The sequence below is a fragment of the Streptomyces sp. NPDC048516 genome (assembly GCF_043199875.1).
Taxonomy (GTDB): domain Bacteria; phylum Actinomycetota; class Actinomycetes; order Streptomycetales; family Streptomycetaceae; genus Streptomyces.
The window spans coordinates 700,988-720,216 of record NZ_JBICWS010000001.1 but is presented as its reverse complement, the minus strand read 5'-3'; the positions used below and the strand labels follow the sequence as shown (position 1 = coordinate 720,216).

General features: G+C 71.5%; 17 protein-coding genes. 12 read left to right on the top strand and 5 right to left on the bottom strand.

The window, feature by feature from the left end:
* Positions 1–116 precede the first annotated feature (116 nt).
* Together ACGFR7_RS03265 and ACGFR7_RS03260 are read right to left on the bottom strand one after the other, a co-directional pair.
* On the bottom strand, positions 117–869 hold the full coding sequence (locus tag ACGFR7_RS03265; protein ID WP_393312379.1) for an IPT/TIG domain-containing protein: 753 nt from the start codon (positions 867–869) through the stop codon (positions 117–119).
* A gap of 121 nt (positions 870–990) precedes the next feature.
* Positions 991–1,683 (bottom strand): hypothetical protein, encoded by a 693-nt coding sequence (locus tag ACGFR7_RS03260; protein ID WP_393312377.1) that lies wholly within the window; start codon positions 1,681–1,683, stop codon positions 991–993.
* Between the two features lie 883 nt (positions 1,684–2,566).
* Between ACGFR7_RS03260 and ACGFR7_RS03255 the strand changes: the two genes are divergently transcribed.
* Both ACGFR7_RS03255 and ACGFR7_RS03250 read left to right on the top strand, forming a co-directional pair.
* On the top strand, positions 2,567–3,292 hold the full coding sequence (locus ACGFR7_RS03255; RefSeq protein ID WP_393312375.1) for a hypothetical protein: 726 nt from the start codon (positions 2,567–2,569) through the stop codon (positions 3,290–3,292).
* Between the two features lie 453 nt (positions 3,293–3,745).
* On the top strand, positions 3,746–4,774 hold the full coding sequence (locus tag ACGFR7_RS03250; protein WP_393312373.1) for an aminoglycoside phosphotransferase family protein: 1,029 nt from the start codon (positions 3,746–3,748) through the stop codon (positions 4,772–4,774).
* Positions 4,775–4,824: 50 nt separating this feature from the next.
* Here ACGFR7_RS03250 and ACGFR7_RS03245 read toward each other — a convergent pair whose 3' ends face one another.
* The gene (locus ACGFR7_RS03245) at positions 4,825–5,901 is read right to left on the bottom strand and encodes a S1 family peptidase (protein WP_393312371.1); all 1,077 of its coding nucleotides are present in this window, start codon (positions 5,899–5,901) and stop codon (positions 4,825–4,827) included.
* 640 nt (positions 5,902–6,541) lie between these two features.
* Between ACGFR7_RS03245 and ACGFR7_RS03240 the strand changes: the two genes are divergently transcribed.
* The 3 genes from ACGFR7_RS03240 (at position 6,542) to ACGFR7_RS03230 (ending at position 10,372) form a co-directional block, all read left to right on the top strand.
* On the top strand, positions 6,542–7,735 hold the full coding sequence (locus ACGFR7_RS03240) for an acyltransferase family protein (protein ID WP_393312369.1): 1,194 nt from the start codon (positions 6,542–6,544) through the stop codon (positions 7,733–7,735).
* Between the two features lie 126 nt (positions 7,736–7,861).
* The gene (locus ACGFR7_RS03235; protein WP_393312367.1) at positions 7,862–8,923 is read left to right on the top strand and encodes a class I SAM-dependent methyltransferase; all 1,062 of its coding nucleotides are present in this window, start codon (positions 7,862–7,864) and stop codon (positions 8,921–8,923) included.
* 180 nt (positions 8,924–9,103) lie between these two features.
* Positions 9,104–10,372 carry a glycosyltransferase gene (locus tag ACGFR7_RS03230; protein ID WP_393312365.1) on the top strand — a complete coding sequence of 423 codons (1,269 nt, stop codon included), beginning with the start codon at positions 9,104–9,106 and terminating at the stop codon, positions 10,370–10,372.
* A 154-nt stretch (positions 10,373–10,526) separates the two neighbouring features.
* Here ACGFR7_RS03230 and ACGFR7_RS03225 read toward each other — a convergent pair whose 3' ends face one another.
* The gene (locus tag ACGFR7_RS03225) at positions 10,527–11,468 is read right to left on the bottom strand and encodes an alpha/beta fold hydrolase (protein ID WP_393312363.1); all 942 of its coding nucleotides are present in this window, start codon (positions 11,466–11,468) and stop codon (positions 10,527–10,529) included.
* Between the two features lie 121 nt (positions 11,469–11,589).
* Here ACGFR7_RS03225 and ACGFR7_RS03220 point away from each other — a divergent pair, with 121 nt between their 5' ends.
* From ACGFR7_RS03220 to ACGFR7_RS03205, 4 genes are all read left to right on the top strand, one after another.
* Complete coding sequence (locus ACGFR7_RS03220; RefSeq protein WP_393312361.1) at positions 11,590–12,198, top strand: TetR/AcrR family transcriptional regulator; 609 nt, start codon at positions 11,590–11,592, stop codon at positions 12,196–12,198.
* Between the two features lie 294 nt (positions 12,199–12,492).
* Positions 12,493–13,257 (top strand): ankyrin repeat domain-containing protein, encoded by a 765-nt coding sequence (locus tag ACGFR7_RS03215; RefSeq protein WP_393312359.1) that lies wholly within the window; start codon positions 12,493–12,495, stop codon positions 13,255–13,257.
* Positions 13,258–13,474: 217 nt separating this feature from the next.
* Complete coding sequence (locus ACGFR7_RS03210) at positions 13,475–14,962, top strand: PLP-dependent aminotransferase family protein (protein ID WP_393312357.1); 1,488 nt, start codon at positions 13,475–13,477, stop codon at positions 14,960–14,962.
* Between the two features lie 314 nt (positions 14,963–15,276).
* Positions 15,277–15,555, top strand: a complete 279-nt coding sequence (locus ACGFR7_RS03205) for a hypothetical protein (protein WP_393312355.1) — start codon at positions 15,277–15,279, stop codon at positions 15,553–15,555.
* A gap of 80 nt (positions 15,556–15,635) precedes the next feature.
* On the opposite strand, the gene ACGFR7_RS03200 is transcribed toward ACGFR7_RS03205, so the two are convergent.
* Complete coding sequence (locus tag ACGFR7_RS03200) at positions 15,636–16,262, bottom strand: alpha-ketoglutarate-dependent dioxygenase AlkB (protein WP_393312353.1); 627 nt, start codon at positions 16,260–16,262, stop codon at positions 15,636–15,638.
* A 224-nt stretch (positions 16,263–16,486) separates the two neighbouring features.
* Between ACGFR7_RS03200 and ACGFR7_RS03195 the strand changes: the two genes are divergently transcribed.
* The 3 genes from ACGFR7_RS03195 to ACGFR7_RS03185 all read left to right on the top strand — a co-directional run bounded on the left by ACGFR7_RS03195 (position 16,487) and on the right by ACGFR7_RS03185 (position 19,200).
* Complete coding sequence (locus ACGFR7_RS03195; RefSeq protein ID WP_393312351.1) at positions 16,487–17,245, top strand: IclR family transcriptional regulator; 759 nt, start codon at positions 16,487–16,489, stop codon at positions 17,243–17,245.
* Between the two features lie 117 nt (positions 17,246–17,362).
* Positions 17,363–18,661 carry a PP2C family protein-serine/threonine phosphatase gene (locus tag ACGFR7_RS03190; protein WP_393312349.1) on the top strand — a complete coding sequence of 433 codons (1,299 nt, stop codon included), beginning with the start codon at positions 17,363–17,365 and terminating at the stop codon, positions 18,659–18,661.
* A 119-nt stretch (positions 18,662–18,780) separates the two neighbouring features.
* Positions 18,781–19,200 carry a PPOX class F420-dependent oxidoreductase gene (locus tag ACGFR7_RS03185; RefSeq protein WP_393312347.1) on the top strand — a complete coding sequence of 140 codons (420 nt, stop codon included), beginning with the start codon at positions 18,781–18,783 and terminating at the stop codon, positions 19,198–19,200.
* The last annotated feature ends 29 nt before the right edge of the window (positions 19,201–19,229 follow it).

The window sequence follows — 19,229 nt, the reverse complement described above, 5'->3', positions numbered from 1 at the left end:
CGAGGCTCGTCAAGTGAGCTGGGGGACGGCCGGGCAGGGCAGGGCGCGCCCTGTCCGGAGTGATGGTTCGGTTGGCTGGTCGGAGGGACCAGGCCGTCAGCGGCTCGGGGTGCCGGTCAGATGCCGGGGCCGGCCAGGTAGGTGAAGCCGCCGGTGAGGGTGGCGCTGCCACCCGTGGTGGTCACGGTCACGTCGACGGGACCGGGGGTTCCGTCGGCCGCGGGCGGGGTGACGACGGAAACGGTGGTGTCGCTGAGGACGGTGAACGGTGCGGGCGTGGCGCCGAAGGTGACCGACTGTGTGCTGCTGAGGTTGGTGCCGGTGAGGGTCACCACGGTTCCGCCGCTGACCGGGCCGGAGTTGGGGTTCAGCGTGGTGAGGGTCGGGGCGTCGACGTAGGTGTAGGACAGGCCGTTGTTGGTACCGCCCGCGGTGGTGACGCTGACGCTCACCGGCCCGGGCCCCGTGCCCGCCGGCACGGCGACGGTCAGCTGGCCGTCGTTGACCACGGTCGGGGTCGCCGTGGCGGCACCGAAGTTCACCGAGGTGGCGGTGGTCAGGCCGGTGCCGGTGATGGTGACGGTGTTGCCGCCCGCGGTGACGCCGGAGACCGGGGAGATGCCGGACTTGAAGGGCGCACCTACGTAGAAGAACGACAGCGGGTTGCTGGTTCCGCCCGGGGTGGTCACGGTCACGGGAACCGTACCGGTGCCCGAGGGGCTGATGACGGTGACCGAGGTGGGCGTGTTGCCGGTGATGGTGGCTGTCTTGGTGCCGAAGTGCACGGCGGTGGCGCCGCCGAGGTTGGTACCGGTGATGTTGACGGTGGTCCCGCCTCCGGTCGAACCCTGACTGGGAGAGATGGGCATGGCGAAGCTCCTTCGGTGGAGTGTGTGAGTGGGAGTGATCAGCCGAGACCGGGCGGCGGTGTGCGCCGCCGGTGTCGGGATGGGGTGTGTGGTGCGTGGTGGCCGATGCGCCGGCCGGCCGTCAGGTGCAGCCGATGACGCTGCCTGACGGAGCACAGTTGTCCGGGGTGTTGCCGCTCACGGTGGTGCCCAGCAGAGTCACGCCCCCGGAGTTGACGTAGATGCCGCCGCCGCTGGACGTGGCGGTGTTTCCGGTGACGGAGCTGGCGGTCAGCGAGACGGCACCGTTGTCGTTGTAGATTCCGCCCCCGGCAACGGCGGTGTTGCCGATGACGGCACTGGTGAGCAGGGAGACCGTGCCCCCCAGATTCGAGATGCCGCCTCCCGGGAAGGGAGGCACGGCACTGCCGCCGCGTACGGTGACCCCCACCAGGCTCAACTGGCCTTTGGTACCTGGCACGTTCGCGGCCCCCTGGACCTGGAGGACCCGGAAGGCCGGTGCGCTCGGGTCACGGACGATGTTGACGCCCATACCCACCAGGGTGATCGACGTGGTGATGGGCGGTAGCCCCACCGGGCCGGTGGGTCCGTTCCCATGCGCGCTGGTGAGCTGGTAGGTGCAGAACGGGATCAGCGCCAGGGTGCCCCCGTCGGCCGCATTGGCCGCCGTGATCGCGTTGACCAGCGAGGTTTCACTGCACAGCACAGGCGTCTGGGCGTGTGCCCCGGTCGGGACGGCGACCAGCCCGGCGGTCAGCGCCACGGTCAGGGCGCAGACACCGAGGATGGCGCGCAATGTACGGACAGTTCGCATGGCGTCCCCAGGAAGAGGTGATGTGAGCCGCCACACCAGCCGGTGCCGACGAACGGCACCTGCCTGGTGTCTTCACGCCTCTGCGTGCGAGGGCATCCGTCGCGGCGCCAGTGCTGCACCGCCGCCCGCCCTCACGTGGGTGTGTTGTCGAGGTAGGCCGACTGCCACTCGCCCGAGAGGGTAGGCGGCCCACCGGATTGGATGGCTCCCAGTAATCCACCCGAGTGAGCACGCCTGCAACGCTCTTGACGCCCCGTCACCCGGATGGCAGAGCGCGCATCGACTGTGGCGCACAACGCCCGAGGCAGCCCCCGGACGCGTGACCTCGCGGCCTCTTCCCGCCACGGCTCCGGACACGGCACCGTGGCGCCGCGACCCGGCCGAGGGCAGTTGCTCACCCGGCTCCGGCAGGGCCGGGGCCGGTCCGCCGGGTCCGGTGCACTCGGCCCCGGTCCGCCCGGCCGCGCTTCACTCGGGTCCGGTTCACCGGGGTCCCGTCCGCCCGGGTCCGGCCCGCTCGGGTCCGATCCGGTGACTACTCCCCCAGCGGCCCCCTGCACGGGTGGCGATCACCTCGACACCATCTGTGACCGGCGCTGCGCCTGCCCGGTCGAGTACGGCCGGTTCGATTGACGGGCCGGTTCACCAGGGACCGGACGGCCGGTAGAAGCGGCGGATTCCCGCCCGGTACCGAGCGCGTCACGCGAGGGCCACGCCGGATCAACACCGCGGTCATGGCCGACCTCCCAGGCTGGTCTATCGACGGCCCGTCCACTCAAGAGGAGGCATCATGGCGACAAACATCCGGAAGCGAATTCCCCACGTGATCGGTGCGTCTTTCCTGGCCGTGACACTCACGGGAACGGTCGGTGCTATCACCGCGATGAGCAGTGAAGCGCCGCAGACAGCGAAGGCTTCGGCCCCGACCAGCACCGAACAAACCACAGGAGCCACCACCACCGGCGCCACGATCGGCGGCGGCGTGGGCGGCACGACCGGTGCCACCACCACCGGCGCGACCATCGGCGGCGGCGTGGGCGGCACCACAGGAGCCACCACCACCGGCGCCACGATCGGCGGCGGCGTGGGCGGCACGACCGGCGCCACCACCACCGGCGCCACGATCGGCGGCGGCGTGGGCGGCACGACCGGCGCCACCACCACCGGCGCGACGATCGGCGGCGGCGTGGGCGGCACCACAGGAGCCACCACCACGGGCGCCACGATCGGCGGCGGCCTGGGCGGCACCACCGGCGCCACCACCACCGGCGCCACCATCGGCGGCGGCGGAGGCGTGCTCTGCAAAGTCCGTATCGTGAACGGCAGGATCCAGCTGGTACCGGTGGGATGCAGGCTCGGCGGCGGCACGACCGGTGCCACCACCACCGGCGCCACCATCGGCGGCCGCGTGGGCGGCACGACCGGCGCCACCACCACCGGCGCCACCATCGGCGGCGGCCTGGGCGGCACCACAGGAGCCACCACCACCGGCGCCACCATCGGCGGCGGCGCGGGCGGCACGACCGGCGCCACCACCACCGGCGCCACCATCGGCGGCGGCGCGGGCGGCACGACCGGTGCCACCTCCACCGGCGCCACCATCGGCTGAGACCAGCCACGCGCTGCGCGGAGCTCTCGGCGGCGGGGGCGACCTGACACCCGCAGCGGGCACCTCGGACGAGGCCCCGCTCAGGGCCCCTTCAGAGGGAGCGTGGGCAACGGTCTCCTCCGCCGGCGAGGCGGGTTGGTAGCCATTCCTCCCCAGACCGTCCGAGTCCCCCGTCGGGACGGTGGTACCGACGGGGGCGCGGCCCGGCCGACCGCTGCTTCGCCGTGCCCTGCGCCGTACATCTGGGCACGCGCTCATCCCGCATACCGCATCGCCGCATCTGGGGGCGGTGAGGCGACCCCCTTGTCTCCGGCTCCCCGGCGAACGGGCCCGCCCGCGCCGGGGAGTCCGGGGGAACCGGACGCCTCCGCAGCAGCCGCACACCGCATTCACCCCGGCATCGGAATTCACCCCGGCGCCACGCTTGTTGGCGTGGGTGGAAGGATGCTGGCCATGTCATCTCAACTGCCGTTCGGAGACGGATTGCGGGCAGAGCTGGGGACGCCCACGAGGCACCGCAGACTGGACAGCAGCCCGCGCTCGCGCGTCTGGCGCATCGAGCTGAACGGGATACCGGCGGTCGTCAAACAGATCGTCGGCGTCCCCGACGCCGCTCAGCGGTACGCGCGCGAGGTGACGGCGCTGCAGCTCGCTTCCCGGGTCGAACCGGCTGTCGTGCCGCGCCTGCTGGGCACCGACGACGAGGAGCGCGTGCTGGTCCTGGAGCATCTCGAGCCCCGCCGGCCGTCCCGTGAATGGATCGTCGGCTATGCCACCGCACTCGCCCGGCTGCACGCCACCGGCACCCCCGAGGACGTCGGCCTCCTGCCGGCCTGGTCCGGCCCGACACAGGACGACATCGGCTCCTTCCTCCGCCTCGCCGAGGCGCTGGAGGTGTCCGTGCCGTCTGGCGCGCCCTCCGAACTCGAGGCCCTCGCGGACCGGATCGGCCAGGCACCGGGGCACGCCCTGCTCCATGGAGACCCGTGCCCGGGAAATGACCTGCACACCGCACAGGGCGTCCGATTCATCGACTTCGAACAGGCCGCGCTCGGTAACGGGATCATGGAACTCGCCTACCTGCGCATCGGCTTTCCCACCTGCTGGTGCTCCACCGCGGCAACCGCACCGCTCATGGACCGCGCCGAAACGGCCTACCGCACGGCATGGACCACCGCGACCGGCACCGAGCCGCACGGCGATCTGACCGACGCCTGTGCCGGCTGGCTGCTGCGCGGCGACGCCCTGGTGCAGCGGGCCCACCGCGGCACCGTCGACCACCTGGCCCGCGTCCCGGATCATGACTGGAAATGGGGCACCGCCACGGCCCGGCAGCGGCTGGTCCACCGGCTCGGCGTCGTCGCACAGACGACGGCCGAGCGGGCCGATCTGCGCGGTCTGCACCGGCTCGCCGCGGACCTGCGCCATCGCATGCTGGACCGGTGGCCCACGCTCGGGCCACTGCCCTCGCTGCGTCCGTAGCGGCCGGGAGCGGACCGGTCCGCCCGGCCCGGTCCGCCCGGCCCCTCAGATCAGCCGAGGTGAGATCCGGTCTTCTCCAGGGCCTCGCGTACGGGCTGGTAGAAGGACTCGCCGCCCAGAAGGCAGTTGCCCCTGCCACCCGAGGTCAGGCCCAGCGCGGTGTCTCCGTCGAAGAGCGACCCGCCGCTGTCCCCGGATTCCGCGCAGATGCCGGCCTGGACCAGGTCGTCGACCGGCCCTTCCTGGTAGTTGGCCGTCACCTCGACGGCGGTGACGTCACCGGTCCGGACATGCGTGCTGCTGCCGCTGCGCCGCACCCGCTCCCCCACGATGGCATCGCCCACCTTGCCGATCGGCTGCAGGCTGCCGTTGTAGAGGTCCACCCGGCTGGGGTGGGCGATACCGGCGTCGGTGTACTTCGCGATCCCGAAGTCGTCACCGGGGAAGGCACCGGCCTCCGTCACCGCGATCTCCGGACCCCCTTGTGAGGCGGACCAGTTCCGCACCGCGTTGGCACAGTGGCCGGCGGTCAGGAAGTACGGCTGACCGTCCCTGATGACGTTGAAGCCGAGCGAGCAGCGCGCGCCGCTGCCCCAGACGGCATTGCCGCCGGCGATCAGCGGCCGGAGCGTGCCCGCCGACTGTCTGAGGACGACCCGGTCGCCGAGCGAAGCGGTGACCTTCTTGAGCCGGTTCAAGCGCTCGCCCTGGACCGTACGGTCGGCGACGACGACCACCTGGTTGGTCCTGGGGTCCATCGCCCAGGACGTCCCGGGGATGGTGGCCTTCTGCTTGAGGGTCGCACGGGCCGCATTCAACGAGGTGAGGGAGTGCTTGACGATCTTGGCCTCGGCGCCGGCCCCACGGACCTTGGCCACGGCAGCCGCGGTGGTCACATTGACGATGAGCTGGTTGCGCGGCGCGTCGTAGTAGAAGCCCGCCGCGCTGGCTCCGAGTGCGGAGCTGATGGTCCGGGCGCGCTGAGCGGCAGCGGTCGCTGACGGGGGCTCAGGAGCCTTGGCCGGGGCGGCTTGGGCGCACTGCAGGGTGAGTGCGGCGGCGATCAGAACCACGGTCCCCGCACTGCCGAGGACGGTGCGGGACTCAGATGCGCTGGTGTGCTTCAACTCAAGACCTCTGGTGTGGGAGTGGGGCCTGCGGTGGATATCCGGGCCCGCCGGAGGCAGGCGTTTCCCTCCCCCTCGACCCAGCCGTTTCCGCGCCGCCCGGTCCTTCGCGCAGGGCCTTTCCCGCACGCGCGCAGCGACGCATCAGTTCGCTCCTATATCGCGGTACCGCTGTTACCGAGCACCCTGTGCACCGGAATGCGTTGCCTCGTCATATGCCCTGCCCTTGAGGGTGATCGGCGCCCCAGGCAGCCGGTGTGCATGGCACGGCGGAATGACGTCATTCTTTCCCGCGGCCGCTTCGCGCTCCACCCGCCCGGCCACAGGTCCGCAGGAATCACCTGTACGGCCGGGGCGCACCTGAGGGATGTCACGTAGGCCACCACCGGATACGGGCGTTGCTGCGGGGGCTTACGGCGCACCAGGGTCCGGCTCTGGGCCGTATGAGTGAAATCGGGTCACCTTCCCTAGGCACGGGCGTGGAGCGGTGGGTCAATCGAGGTATCCGCGCGACGGGCCGCCCATTCCTCCGCACGGGCCGGATCAGTCCTTCCCATCGATCCCCCGGCGACCCCTTCCGCGCACCCCTGTGCATCTGCGTGGTGGTCATGGGCCCGGTCGTTCCCGCAGGAGGCCACTCGTGCACGATCTCCCCAGGCCGTCGTCCCCCTCCACCGCGACGGTCGGCCGCGTCGTCGGCCGTATCGGCGCACAGGAGCCGTCGGCGAAGGACGGCACACGATCGGGCCGGCCCCGGCAGTTGCCTTCTCTGACCGGTCTGCGGTTCGCCGCTGCGGGCGGGGTCGTCTACACCCACAGTGCGCTGCTGATCAACCCGCACCTCGCCCGGACCCTGGGACCCGAAGTATGGGTCGGGGCGAGTTCGGTTTCGCTCTTCTTCATTCTGAGCGGCTATGTGCTCACGCATTCCGCCCGCCCGACCGACACCGCACGCGCCTTCTGGCGGCGCCGTGCCGCCAAGATTCTGCCCAATCACGTACTGACCTGGTGCGTGATCATGGCCGCGCTCGTCTGCGCCGGAGGGACGGCGACACACGGTTCCGGATGGACGGCGAACCTTTCCAGCCTCTTCCTGGTGCACACCTGGGTTCCCAGCCAGCGCTTTGTCTCCGCGGGTAACCCGGTTTCCTGGTCACTGGCCGCCGAAGGGTTCTTCTATCTCCTCTTCCCCCTTCTTCTGCCGTACGTCGAGCGGCTGTCACGTCGTGGACTGCTGATCGGGGCGGGCGGGGCCATCGCGCTCGTCTGGACCTGCCCGGTGCTCTACGAGTTCGTCCTCAACCCGGGTGGTCCGTCATTTCCCGGATACTGGTCCTTGTACATGCTGCCGATCACGAGGCTGCCCGAATTCGTCCTCGGCATGATGCTGGCCCGGATCTCCTCGACGGGAATGCGGATTCCGCGCATCGGCATTCTCCCGGCCGCTCTGGGCGTCATCAGCACGATCGTGGTCAACGCCGCCTTTCTGCCGCGCAGCTTCCTGTACGCGGCCTCGACCGTGATCCCGCTCGCCACGCTCGTGTACGCGACCGCCGAGCTGGACCTGCGCGGCAGAAAATCGCTGCTGCGCACGCCCGTCCTGGTGTTCCTCGGTGAGATCTCCTACGCCATGTACCTCGTCCACTTCATGGTGCTGGGGTTGCTGTACCTGTCTTTGACGGGTCATGGGTGGAGCAACCTCGCCGTGGTGCTGGCCGGGCTGCCCGTCGTGCTGCTGACCTCGTGGCTGCTGTATGCGGGGGTGGAACGCCCGTGTGTGCGGCGCTTGTCCGTGCCCCGCCGTGCCCGCCCCCGTGCCGCCACCCGTTCGTAGTGCACCCAGCGTTCCGGCGTCCGTGCGGTGCGCGCCCGGTCCCCGGAGCGGCCCGGCGTGCCTCGCCCGCCCTCCGCACCGGTGGCAGCGCTCCCCTCTCAGGACCACATCGGAAAGAAGCCCCCCATGATGAGTATGCGAAGCGAGCAGATCGCCGCCCACCGGCACCGTTACCAAGACGAGCTGGCACACGGGCTGGAGCGGTTCTTCGAACCACGGCGCACCACATGTCCTTGGTGCACCTCCTCCCGGCTGCGCGGGCGCCTGCGCACCACCGACCATCCCCAGCACAAGCCCGGGACGTTCGTACTCGACCAGTGCCGCAGTTGCGGGCACGTGTTCCAGAATCCCCGGCTGAGCGCGGACGGGCTGGATTTCTACTACCGGGACTGTTACGACGGCCTGGGCGAGGCGACAATGGCCCGGCTGGCCCGCTCGCCCCTCGCGGTGCGGCTCTACCGGGCCCGCGCCCGGGCGCTGCTCCCCTTCGGCCGCCCGTCACGGTGGCTGGACGTGGGAACCGGTCACGGCGACTTCTGCGCCGAAGCCCGAAAGATCCATCCGGGCACGCAGTTCCACGGGCTCGACTGGGGCGAGGGCGTCGAGATCGCCGCACGCAACGGCCGCATCTCCCGGGCCTACCGGGGTTCCTTCGTCGGGCTGGCAGGCCAGTTGGCCTGCCAGTACGACGTGGTGAGCATGCATCACTACCTGGAACACACCCTGGCGCCACGGCAGGAACTGGCCGCCGCCCACACCGCGCTCCGGCCCGGCGGTCACCTCCTGGTGGAAGTGCCCGACCCGGAATCCGCCTCCGCCCGGCTGCTCGGCCAATGGTGGGGGCCGTGGCTCCAGCCGCAGCATCTGCACTTCGTCCCCCTGGACAACTTGTGCAGTGCACTGGCCGAGCAGGGATTCACCGTCGTGGCCACCGACCGGCACGAGCCCCATGTCCCCACCGATCTGACGTCCGCGGCGGTGAACATGCTCAAGTCCGTCCTGCCGAGCGAGGATCTGCCCTGGCTGCCCCGGAGGCCGGGGCCGGTCAGCCGCTGGATCCGCGGGCTTTCCCTGCTGGCCGTCGCGCCCGTGCTCCTCGTCCTCATCGGGCTCGACCTCCTGCTGGCGCCCTTCACACGGCGTACCCGGCTGTCCAACGCCTACCGGGTGATCGCACGCCGCGACTGACCACCGCGCCGGGGTGCCGCGCAAACGCCCGCGAGGAGGCCCCCCGGCCCTCGTCCACCACACCACTGCGCGGGGTTCCCACGCGTCCGGCCGCACACGGAAATACGGCGGTTACACCGCCCGGGTGAAGCCGGTCGCTGTCGGAATCATCGCAGCCGACGAAACGGGACACTGCCGACCATGCACATCCTGATCGCCACCGCGGGTTCGCACGGGGACGTCGCTCCTTACACCGGCCTGGGGGCCCGGCTGCATCGCGCCGGACACCGGGTGGTGATGGCCACCCATGAACGCTCGGCCGAGGTCGTACGCCGCAGCGGCCTGGGCTTCCATCCCCTGCCGCTCGACCGGTACGCCACGTCCGGAGCGGAGGACACGCCGGGGCACAGGCCGGGGAAGGGCGCCGGCCTGTCCAAGGCCGAACAGCTGCGACTGGCACGGGAATTGGCGCCGGAGATGGCCGACGCGGTGGCCGAGGCCTGCGCCTCGGGCGCCGAGGTCCTTTTGTTCTCCAGCAGCCTGGCTCCCCTGGGGCTCGTGGCGGCGGAGGGTCTGCAACTGCCCTGCGCCGGCGTGTTCTTGCAGCCCCTGGAGCCCACCCGGGAGTTCCCGCCGGCCATCCTCGACGTGCCGTCGTGGGGGCCGCTCGCCAACCGGGCCCTGGGACAGTGCGCACAGTCGTTGCTGGCCCGGGCCTTTGCTCCCGGGGTGCGCCATCTGCGGCGCCGGCTGGGCGTGACGCGGGAGGCCCTGGTGCGGCGTCGGGACACCTGGCCCGTCCACCACGGATTCAGCCCGGCGGTGGTACCCCGGCCCGCCGACTGGCGGCCGGGCATGGAGGTGGCGGGCTACTGGTGGCCGTCGGAAGTCCCCGGCTGGACACCGGAACCCAGGCTGGCGGATTTCCTCCAGGCCGGTCCGCCACCGGTCTTCGTGGGCTTCGGCAGCATGGCGCCCAGTGACCCGGAACGGCTCGGACGTCTCCTGGCACGCGCCTTGCGGCTCGCCGGGGTACGCGGTGTCGTCCAGTCGAGCCGGGCGGGCCTGTCGGTCGAGGGGGACGACGTCCTGACGGTGGGCGAGGTCCCGCACGCCCAGCTGTTTCCGCAGATGGCAGCCGTCGTCCACCACGCGGGTGCCGGAACCACGGCGGCCGGCCTGCGCGCGGGCGTGCCGGCGGTCCCCGTTCCCATGATGCTGGACCAGCCGTTCTGGGCGTCACGCCTGACGTCACTCGGAGTCGGCCCCGGGAGGATTCCCTTCCAGCGGCTGACCGCGGAAAACCTCGCGGCTGCCATGGGGAAGGCCGTGCGCGACCCCCGGTACCGCCATCGCGCCCGCCAGGTGGCGGCGTTGCTCGGCACGGAGGACGGCGCCGGCCGGGTGCTGGCGGCGGTCGAGCGCGGGGCGGGAGGAGACCGCAGGGGTGATCGAGACCCAGGCCGCTGAGGGTGCCTGGCGGGGGCCTTGCGCATCACGGTGCACGACCCGTGAACCGGCCGGCCCCTGACCTGCCGAGCCATGTCCCGCCGGGCCCTGGTCCGCCGGGCCCCCGAGCTGCCGGGTCCGCCTCCGCACCCCTTCGGCCGGGTGCCGGTGCACCTCAGTGCGCGGAGTCCAGTGAGTCCACGGAGTCCACTGAGTCCAGGAAGCTCACCATCCGGCTGTTGACCGACTCCGCGTGGTCGATCTGGGGTGCATGGCCGGTGTCGGCGACGATCTCGACCCGGGCGCCGGGCACCAGCCGCGGGACACGCACCTGCTGCCGTCGGGGATGCACCATCAGGCTCCGCTTCCCGAGCAACAGGTAGAGCGGAGTGCGGATACTGCACAGTTCGGCTTCGGTGAGAGGGAGCGGGGCGGGGCGGCGGATGCGGTGGGCGCGCACGCCGAGCCGTATCATCGCGCGCAGTTCCGGCACCACCAGGACCGGCTGGTCGAGCCAGGCGGCGAGGCGTGGACGCAGTGCTTTCGGCGCACAGGTCGCGAAGAGGCTGACGAAGATCCAGGCGAAGAACCGGAGGCCCACCTTCTCCAGGCCGCCCGGATCCAGCAGGGTGACCGAGGCCAGTCGGCCGGGCCGGTGCAGCGCCTGGTTCAAAGTGAGCCATCCGCCGTACGAGGACCCGACGAGGTGGACCCGGTCGAGTCCGAGGCCTTCGAGCGCCTCATCGAGCCACTGTGCGGCACGTTCGGGCTGGTGGATCGGTTCGTGTTGCACGCTGCGGCCCGGGTCGCCGGGGGTGTCGATCGCATAGACCGGGCGCCGTGCGCTCAAGGCGGCGACATTCGGGTACCACTGCGACGAGTTGCCGCCGGCCCCGTGCACCAGGACCACCGGAGTGCGGGAGGCGGCGCCGGGCTCCGTCGGCCCGTACCGGTAGACGTGGGTGGTCCCGAAGCGGGTCTCCACGTCGCACTCCCCGGCCGGGGCCGGCCCCAGGGCGTAGACGGCGTCGCACGCGGCGAAGTACCGGTCGCGCACCGCCTCGTTCACATAGCGGCCGACGGCGGGGTTGTGGTCTTGCGTCTTGGTGCCGGGCACGGCAGGCCACCTCCTGACAGCGAATTTAGTGATACCACCGTATCACCAAAGTGGTACAGCGGTACCATGTAGCCGATCCCGCAGACCGGAACGGAACGAACGAGGCGGAGGGCACGGGCTGATGCCGAAGCGCGTGGACCACGAAGAGCGGCGCACCCAGATCGCCGAGGCACTGGTCCGGGTCGCCGGGCGGCGCGGCTTGCACGCCATCGGGATGCGCGATGTGGCAGCCGAAGCAGGGGTGTCCCTGCGACTGGTGCAGTACTACTTCGAGACGAAGGAAAAGCTGCTGCTCCACGGATTGCAGCAGCTGACCACCGGGCTCGGTGCCCGTATCGCCGACCGGTTCCGGGCCGCCGGGGACACCCCGGGACCACGCGGGATGATCGAGGCCATCCTCCTCGAAGCACTCCCCCGCGACGAGGAGAGCCGGACCTTCCACCTCGTCTACACCTCCTACGCCGTGCTCTCCGTAACGGATGAGGCCCTGGCCGCCCAGCCGTTCATCGACGGCCCCAATGCCGCCGAGGACTTGGTGGCCGACCAACTGGAGCGGGCGCGCGAAGCCGGCCTGACCGCGCCCGGCACGGACGTACGCACGGAGGCGATCAGCCTCCTCGCCCTGTCGGCGGGCCTCGGCACCAGCGTCCTGGTGGGCCAGCGCACCCCGGAGGCCGCAGCAGCGGTCCTCCGCCACCACCTGGACCGGCTCTTCCCGGACGGTGGCTGAAGGGGCCCGGGAAGACGGAGCCGCCGCCCGGACAATTACGTCGACTCCCGCGGCGTCCGCAGTTAGCCTCGGCCTCCATGACCACCCGCCAGACCATCGATGACGTGCCCCCGGGTCGCCTTCCTCGGCGACATCTCCCACCACACGACGGCCGGTTCGGCACTGCGGGATATGTCCCCCACGAGGGCAACCGCGGGCGGCAGGCGTGGTGCCTCGCCGATGCCGGAGAACTGCGGGAACAGTGACCGGAGGGCCGGGGCCGGTCCCGATGACGCCCCCGAGGAAGGAGGCCGCATGACCAAGTCGTTGACCCAACGACTCATCACCGCCGTTGAGAGGGGGCGGGCGCACCGGGTGGACGCGCTCTTGCGGCAGGGGGCTTCTCCGTCCGCCGCGAGCGCCGACGGGGAGACGCCGTTGTACCTTGCCGCGGTGAGCGGTCACACGGACCTGGTGCGACTGCTCCTGGAAGCGGGCGCCCCACCCGATACGGAGAGCCGCGGGGAGCCGGGCAGTTCGGGTCTGCCGCTGTGTGCGGCGGCGTGCTGGGACCACTTCGAGGCAGTGCGCGAACTGCTCACTCACGGTGCCGACCCCGACCGGCGGGAGGATGACGGCACCGGCTACTCCCCCCTGATGTGGGTGGCCGCCGGCGGCCACCAGCGGACCGCCCGGCTCCTGCTCGAGGCGGATGCCGATCCGGACGCTCGCCATCGCGGTCGGACCCCGTTGATGCTGGCAGCCGAGCGGGGATCGATTGCGGTGGTGCGGGCCCTGCTCTGCCACGGCGCCGACCCCCGTCTCACCGATACGTGGGGCCGGACGGCAGGGGACCTGGCCCGCGAACAGTGCGGCAAAGACATCGAGGGTGAACTGCGGGAGAGGGCGCGCGCCGCCCGTGACAGCAGGTGCCAGGTCCGGCGCAGTCCCCGTTCCGAGGGCACGGAGCTGGTCGAGGTGACAGTCGGCTCACCGGGCGGAAGGGGCGCAGCCCAGTGGCAGGGGGAAACGGGGCATGCGCTGATCGCCGCGCTGCTGCAGGACGCACCGCGGGGCTGAGACGCGTCGGCCGGGTTATACGGTCACGGGGCTGCGCCCCCCCCCGGACATCCCTGCTTCGTCACGGCGTGGGAGTGCGTTCGCATCGCCCCAGCAGCCGGGCAGGGTGTGAGGAAGGAACGGACCCACCGCGGCCGGCCCCCTGCGCCTCAAGGCCAACCTGCCGCCTCTGTAGAGTGATTGGCCTGGTGAGCACGACCAATCCGGGGAGAGTGGCATGGCCGACCGGCATCGGTTCCCGCACGCGGACCGGGCGGACCGCGCCGACCGCAGCCTGGGGAGCCGGCAGCTCGCCGCGATGCTGCCCGACCCGGCGGAGGCGCGGCCGGCCTACCGCCACCTGGCCAGGGCGATCAGCGCGCTGATACTGGACGGACGCATCGCGCTGCACGTCAGGCTCCCCGCCGAACGGGAGCTGGCCGCGGCTCTGAACACCAGCAGGGCCACCGTCACCGCCGTGTACGACCTGCTGCGCGAGAGCGGCTACGCGCACAGCCGCCAGGGTTCCGGTACGTGGACGGCCCTTCCGGAGGGCCGGGCACCCAGCGGCATCGCACGGCTCCTCGGGCCCCAGGACACCGCGATCGACCTGGCCAGCGCCGCCCCCGGCCTGCCGGAGCGGACGCTCCTCGATGCCCTCGCCCAGGTCACCCCCCGGCTGGCCGAGCACGCGCACACCCCCGGCTACCACCCCTACGGCCTCCCGGAACTGCGCGCCTCCGTCGCCGAGCGTTTCACCCGGCGGGGCCTGGCCACCATGCCCGAACAGATCCTGGTGACCGCCGGCGCCCAGCATGCCCTCACGCTCGTCCTGGGGCTGCTGTGCCGGCCCGGTGACCGGGTCATGGTCGAGAATCCGTCCTACCCGAACGCCTTGGAGGCCATGCGCCGCGCCCGGCTGCGCACCCTGTCGGTCCCGGTGACCGACACCGGCTGGGACATCGAGATCACCGAATCGACCTTTCGCCAGGCCGTGCCCCAACTGGCTTATCTGCTCCCCGACTTCCACAATCCGACCGGCTGCCTCATGCCCGATGAGGAGCGCGTGCGCATCCTGCGCGCCGCGGAGCGTTCCGGCGCCTGGCTGGTCGTCGACGAGACCCTGGCCGACCTCGCCCTCGATGTCCCCGCCCCGCCGCCGTTCGCCTCCCTCGCCACCCCCGGCGGGGCCGGCCAGGTCATCACCATCGGCTCGATGAGCAAGACGCACTGGGGTGGTCTGCGCATGGGCTGGGTGCGCGCCCCCGCGCGGCTCGTCACCGAACTCGCCGGCCAGCGGGTCGCCACCGACATGGGCGGCTCGGTGCTGGACCAGTTGCTGGCCGTTCCCCTCCTGGCCCGTGCCGGGGAACTGTTGCCGGCCCGCCTGGAACAGCTGCGCCGGCAGCGCGCGGCGCTGGCCGCGGCCCTGGCCGAGCACCTGCCGCAGTGGACCTGGCAACTGCCGCCCGGTGGACTGTCGCTGTGGGTCGACCTCGGCGCACCCCTCGCGTCGGCGCTGGCCGAACGGGCCCTGGACTACGGGGTACGGATCGAGGGCGGTGCGTACTTCGGCACCGATCCGGGCCTGTTCGAACAGCGCCTGCGCATCCCCTACACCACCTCGCCGGAGACCTTGCGTGAGGCCGTGCGCCGCATGGCCGCCGCCCTCGCGGGGGGCCTTTCATCGTCGTCCGCCACCCGCCGAGCGCGCTGGGTTGCCTGAATCGGGCACGGCGTACGAGCGGCCTCCTTCGGTGTCGGCGCTTCCAGCCGGGTTGCAGCGCACCGGAGTTGACGCTGCCACGGGCACCCGCCCCCTCGGCCCGCCGTCCGCCATGGCCACCACGCCGCGCTCACCCCCTCGCCACCCATTAGTCCGATAATTACTCTCTTTCACACTCCGTCTGCATTGTGTAAAACCTTTGGTGTTAGCCGCATATGGAGGGCGCCATGGGTGCATGGTCAGTGATGCCCGGCCATCGGCTGGGCATCTCGCACCATGGCCACGCGCCATGGCAATGCAGAAAGGCACGATCCATGACTGACGGATTCAAGCGCGCCCTCGCTCTCGGCGCCGCCACCGTTGCTCTCGCCGGAGGCACCCTGCTCTCCTCGGTGGGTGTCGCCTCGGCCACGCCGTCGCACCACGGAGACCACACGACCTCCCGGCACGTCGACAGGGGGCGGTGTCACATGGTCCACGGACACTGGACCCGCACCTGGCACCCGGCCTGGCGTGACCGGCACGGCGTGCGCCACCCCGGCTACTGGACCCGCACCTGGCACCGGGGGCACCTGGTCTGCCACCGCCACTGACCGCTCCCCCCAGTAGTTGCCCGTAGGAGTTGCCGGGCCCCCGAGTCGACACGGACTCGGGGGCCCACCCGCGTCCGGGTTCAGCGCACGCCGTGGGGCCGGAACTGGACACTGATCCGCGGCCCCGCCGCACGGCCGGTCTTGGGGATCGCATGCTCCCAGGTCCGCTGGCAGGAGCCACCCATCACGATCAGGTCGCCGTGCCCCAGCGGGCGCCGTACGGTGCCGCCGCCGCGCCGCGGGCGGAGCAGCAGATCGCGAGGCGTGCCCACCGACAGGATGGCGACCATCGTGTCCGCGCGCCGGCCACGGCCTATCCGGTCGCCGTGCCAGGCCACGCTGTCGCGGCCGTCGCGGTAGTAGCAGAGCCCGGCCGTGGTGAACGGTTCGCCGAGCTCGGTGGCGTAGTGGGCGGACAGCGCCTCCCTCGCCTCGACCAGCACGGGGTGCGGCAGAGTGTCTCCGGCCTCGTAGAAGGCGAGCAGCCGCGGCACGTCCACCACCCGCTCGTACATCCGCCGGCGCTCGGCCTGCCAGGGCACCTCGTCGGCGAGCCGCGCGAACAGGGCGTCGGCCCCGCTCAGCCACCCGGGCAGCAGATCGATCCAGGCCCCGTCACCGAGCTCGGTCCTGCGCACGCCGCGCAGCGGGCCGAGACGGACCTCGTCGGTCTGGTCGAAGAGCGAGCCTTGAAGGTGCATGGCCATGCTTCCAGAGTACCCACTATTCGAATAAATGTTCTGTACGTGGCTGCCACCCGCGGGCACGCCCTGCGCCACCGATCGCGCTCCGGAAACGCTCCGCACACCCCGGCACACCCCGACGCGCGCCGGCACGACCCAGCACGTCCCGACGCGCACCGTTCGCCACGAAACGCCAGCCGCCACGGCACGGCCTTGCCTCCCCGGGACACCGGGAGCAGGCTGAAGACATGGGCAATGGAGAAGGCCCTACGCTCATCACTTCCGTCCAGCGCGCCTTTCGCTTGATGGAGGCCGTGGGTGCCCACGAGGGCGGCGCACCGGCGAAGCAGCTGGCACGCGAGACAGAGCTGCCACTGGCCACCACGTATCACCTCCTGCGCACGCTGGCGCACGACGGGTACATCCGGAAGCTGGAGGACGGCGGCTTCGTCCTGGGCGACAAGCTGGGCACCCTGCACGCCGGAGGGCGGGGGCAGGCGCTGCTCAACCGGGTCCGCCCCGCGCTCGCGGCACTACGGGACGACCTCTCGGCCGCCGCCTACCTGACCTTCTACGAGGACGGCGAGATCCGGGTGGCCGAGATCGTCGACGGCCCCCGGGCACCGCGGGTCGACCTCTGGGTGGGCTTCGAGGACGCCGGGCACGCCACGGCACTGGGCAAATGCGTGCTGCGTGAGCTGGACGACGAGGCCCGCGACGACTACCTCTCCCGGCACCCCCTTGCCGACCTCACGCCCCGCACCATCACCGGACGGGCCGAACTGCTGCGCAAGCTCGACACCCTGCCCATGGCGCCATTCGTGACGGATATGGAGGAGTACGCGCTCGGCACGTTCTGCGTCGCGGTGCCGGTCTACAGCGGCGAGACGCTCGGCTCCCTCGGCGTATCGCTGCGGGCGGACCGCATCTCACGCATCGAGGAGATCCGCGGCCGACTGCTTCCGACCGCGAGCCGCGTGACCAGGGGACTGTCGCTCACTATGTGAAATCCCGGCCCTTGCCACTCCCCCGCATATACCGCTTTCCTTGATGAAACGGACATTTTCAGGTGTCAGTACCTGAGCCCAGTGCCCTGAGCAGGGAAGCGAGCCGCGGACCAGTACATGCGCCAAGCCCGGATCCATCATCACGACCGTCTGCCGCGGTGGCAGGTTCCCAAGCCGTTCTCCACGCTGCGGATAGCGGTCCGCCGGCCCGCGCCGCCCCGGGGTGACACACCGGTCCGTGCGGCAGACACCCGCCGCCACTACACCTCCTGCCTGCCGGTTCTGATCATCGCGGCCGTCGCGATCCTCGCCTTTTCCGGCGGAACCGGCATGAGCTGGCTGCCGCTGCTCGCCGTGGGTCCCGCGCTGGCAGCCGCCACCAGCGGGCCGTGGGGAGTGCTCCGTGTCGGTGTCCTGGCGGTGGCGCTGGGTGCGGCGCTCGGTCTGCATGACGGTGCGCCGGGCAGCGACCAGGCGATCGTGCTGTCCACACTGTCCGCCGTGACGTTGGCCAGCAGTCTGGCCGGCGCCCTGCGCAGGCGCCGCGAGCGGGTACTGGCCGCCGTCCGCTCGGTCGCCGAGGCCGCGCAGCACGCCTTCCTCAAACCCGTGCCGGCGACGGTCGGGCCCTTCCAGACGGCGGTCCACTACAGCGCCGCCGCTGCCGAGGCCCGGATCGGCGGGGACCTCTACGCCCTGGTGCCGACGCCGTACGGGGTCCGGCTGATCGTGGGCGATGTGCGCGGCAAGGGGCTGCCGGCGGTGGGAATCGCCGCGCTGGTCCTGGGCGTGTTCCGGGAAGCGGCCTACGACGAGCCGGATCTGCTCGATGTGGTCCACAGGATCGAGCGCAGCCTGGCGCGCAACCTCGGTCCGGACGACTTCGTCACCGCGGTGCTGGCCGGATACCCCGAAGCCGGCCGCATGGAGCTGGTCAACTGCGGGCACGCCGCTCCGCTCCTGGTCCACGACGCGGGTGTGCTGCCCGTCGAGCCCGTCCGTCCGGCCCCGCCGCTCGGTTTGCGTGCCCTGGCCGACGAGGCCCCCGGCCTCCAGGAAATCACCCTGCACGAAGGGAACCAGCTGCTCTTCTACACCGATGGCGTGACCGAGGCCCGGGACCACGGCCGGCAGTTCTACCCGCTCGTGGAGCGGCTGTCACAACACATCTCGCCGGAGCCTTCCCGCACTCTCGCCGCGCTCCACGAGGACCTGCTCGCGCATGTGGGCGGCGAGCTGCACGACGACGCCGCCATGCTCCTCCTGCGGAAGGCGGCCGACGCCCCCTCGGAGGTCCCGGACGCACCGGACCTGCCGGCCGGACGGCTGCCCTGCCCTCCGGTGGCCGCCGAACAGGAGCACCGCACCGACGGTGTGCGGTGTGGCGGCGCACCGGGAGGCGGGTACCGGTGGTGAGCTGAGTACGGTCGCTCGTAGGGATCGCACCGGACGGCGAACAGCACCGCCGGCACCGCATGCACGCAGCGACCCGAAAGGACCACAGCACCGTACCCACGTACCGAGGAGCGCCTCGTATGTCGAAACCACCGCTTCCCGACACCGCAGCCGCCCTGTTGAGCAAGCCGAATCCGGCCGTCATCACGACGCTGAGGCCGGACGGCCAGCCGGTGTCCACGGCCACCTGGTACCTCTGGGACAACGGCCGGATCCTGGTCAATATGGATGAGGGCCGCAAGCGGCTGGAGCATGTCCGCAACGATCCCCGCGTCACGCTGACCGTGCTGGACGAGGGCAACTGGTACACGCATCTCAGCATCATCGGCCGGGTCGCCGAGCTCCGTGACGACGAAGGGCTCACCGACATCGACCGGCTGGCGCAGCAGTACCTCGGCACGCCGTACCCGCGGCGGGACCGCCGCCGGGTCAGCGCCTGGATCGAGATCGACCGCTGGCACGGCTGGGGCGGCATGAAGGACAGCAGCCAGGCGGGCTGACGACGACCGCAGACCGGCCCTGACGGGGG